This is a genomic window from Moorena sp. SIO2C4, assembly GCF_010672485.1.
Classification (GTDB): Bacteria; Cyanobacteriota; Cyanobacteriia; order Cyanobacteriales; family Coleofasciculaceae; genus Moorena; species Moorena producens.
This window is the reverse complement of record NZ_JAAHGN010001146.1, coordinates 1-2,288: the sequence shown is the minus strand read 5'-3', so window position 1 is coordinate 2,288 and position 2,288 is coordinate 1. Positions and strand designations below refer to the sequence as shown.

General features: G+C 45.9%; 2 protein-coding genes and 1 pseudogene. 1 reads left to right on the top strand and 2 read right to left on the bottom strand.

Annotation, left to right across the window (positions count from 1 at the left end; translation table 11 throughout):
- Positions 1-1,405 (bottom strand): efflux RND transporter permease subunit (locus F6K20_RS34805; RefSeq protein WP_287297848.1); only part of this gene is annotated, 1,405 nt, incomplete at its 3' end.
- A 144-nt stretch (positions 1,406-1,549) separates the two neighbouring features.
- Here F6K20_RS34805 and F6K20_RS34800 point away from each other — a divergent pair.
- Complete coding sequence (locus tag F6K20_RS34800) at positions 1,550-2,125, top strand: hypothetical protein (protein WP_287297846.1); 576 nt, start codon at positions 1,550-1,552, stop codon at positions 2,123-2,125.
- 12 nt (positions 2,126-2,137) lie between these two features.
- Here the strand turns inward: F6K20_RS34800 and F6K20_RS41020 are convergent.
- Positions 2,138-2,288 (bottom strand): annotated as a pseudogene (locus F6K20_RS41020) (leucyl/phenylalanyl-tRNA--protein transferase); the annotation flags it as partial.

Genomic DNA, 2,288 nt, shown 5'->3' with positions numbered 1-2,288 from the left:
TGACCGCGCTGCATTGCTGTTCCCTATTCCCTGTTCCCTGTTCCCTTTTCCCCTGCCTAGGTTTAAGCCAATAAACCGCAAGAACTGGGCACAAGGTTCGAGCAACCAACAAAGAGGTAAGAACTGCTGCGGAAACCGTCAGACCAAAAGGTTTAAAGAACTGTCCTAAGTTACCACCCATTAAACCAACCGGTAGAAATACCGCCACAATGGTCAAAGTAGAAGCAGAAACCGTCAGACCAATTTCATTAGTAGCAGCAAGAGCAGCTTGTCGAGGAGACTCCCCAGCCTCCAGGTGCCGAGAAATGTTCTCGACTTCTACAATCGCATCATCAATGATAATCCCAATTACCAGAGCCAAAGCTAGTAGAGTAATGGTTTCGAGATTGAACCCATAGATCGCCATCACGATAGCGGTTCCGAGCAGGGAAATTGGAATTGCCAAGGCAGTAATTAGAGTGGCACGCCAGTTGCGCAAGAAAGTAAAAATTACCAACACTGCCAGAACAATTGCCAGTAATAAACCATCAATAGTAGATTGAGTCGCTTCCCGGATATAGTTAGCTTGAGTCACTGCTAAGACTAACTGCACCCCTGGCAAACTACCTTGTAGTCTTTGCACTGCTTCCTCTACCCGACTAACCACATCTAAGGTGTTAGCATCACCCCCTTTGATCACCTGAAAAGCCAAAGCTTCCTGTCCATTGAAGCGAATCCGAGTCGGGGTAATGGGCATGGGAGATTCGGGACTATCTCGCTGCTGTTCCTCCTTAATAATTTCTGGTGCTTGTTTGGTCAACTCCGAGCCAGAATTGAGAGCCGTAAAGGTAGTTTCCCCCCCTCCCAACAAATTGACTTTCAGAACTCCTGGAAGTTGAGCAATCTCTGGTAAAATACTAGTCTTAGCAATATCCGCTAATTCCTTCAGGTCTTTAGTATCACTCTTGATGGTGTAGCTAACTGCAGAGGATTCGTTCAAATTGAAGGGAATGACCTCAAAGGTTGCACCTTCAGGAATAGCAATTTGCCACAGTGTCTTTTCAACCTCCATTGAAGAAGAGTTGAGATCGGTTCCGACATCGAAATAGAGGGTAACCACTGTTCGACCAGGGTAGGTTGAGGAAACCATCTGATCGAGTCCTGCCAAAGGCAAAAGCCTTTCCTCAATCGGTTGAGTCAGTTTCTGCTCCGTTTCCACGGCAGTCCCCAATGGCACTTGAGCATTGACCACCACCACCGGAAACGTAATATCTGGGAATAGGGCATACTTAAGGGAACTGAACGCCAAAAGCCCAGCCACAACCATTGCGATCCAAAAACCTATGGTTACTCGGGAATACTTAATGGCTAACCGGGAAAGGTTGAACCGCTCTCGTAAAACCTTGAGGAAACTCAACTTGACCATTCAAGACAATTATGTTAAGTCACTGCTTCCTTAGGATATACTTTTAGCGATCGCCAATCAGACAGGAATACATTCTAAGGAATAGATTCTAAAGACATGGGATTGACCCAGTAGCGCCACACTTCACTAACGCATTTGCTAGCAATGGATAAAGCTCTAGACCAAGCGATTGAGTTTTTAACAAGCCCATCGGTGACACGCCCCACCTCTGAAGCTGTAGTCGAGGCACTACTTCAGGCAGAGACAACAGCTAAACGAACCAAAGTCAGCCATGGCTATTCACAACTGATCGGGACTTGGCGACTAGGGTTTATTACTGGCACAAAGCGATCGCGCCAACGAGCAGGGGTGATCTTGGGTAGTGGACGATTTCTACCAAAGTGGATCAAAATTTACCTATCCTACTCCCCATCAGAGTCTTCTCAAGACCAAGGAACAGTTCAAAATGCTGTTCAACTCGGACCGCTTCAGATAGTTCTCACCGGTCCTACCCAGTTTTACCCTAAGACCAATATCTTAGCTTTCGACTTTACTCAAATCAGGATATCGTTATCTGCTCTAAAAGTTTATCAAGGTTACATTAAAGGTGGACAAGACCGGGAAACTAGGTTCTATGAGCAACCCTTGAAAGAACAAGCATTCTTCACCTACTTTTTAGTGGAAAACCGTTGCATTGCTGCTAGAGGCCGGGGAGGAGGTTTGGCGGTGTGGAGCAAGTAATCCCTAGCTAAGTTAGATAAGTTCATCAAAGGAACAGGTTTGTGCTATTGCCTGCTGTAACAGCAGAATATACTCTTGCTCATTTACCGTACAGGCACCAAACCGTTCTAGGTGAGAATTCATCATCTGAGCATCAAACAGCAAAAAGTTGCGATGACGCAAA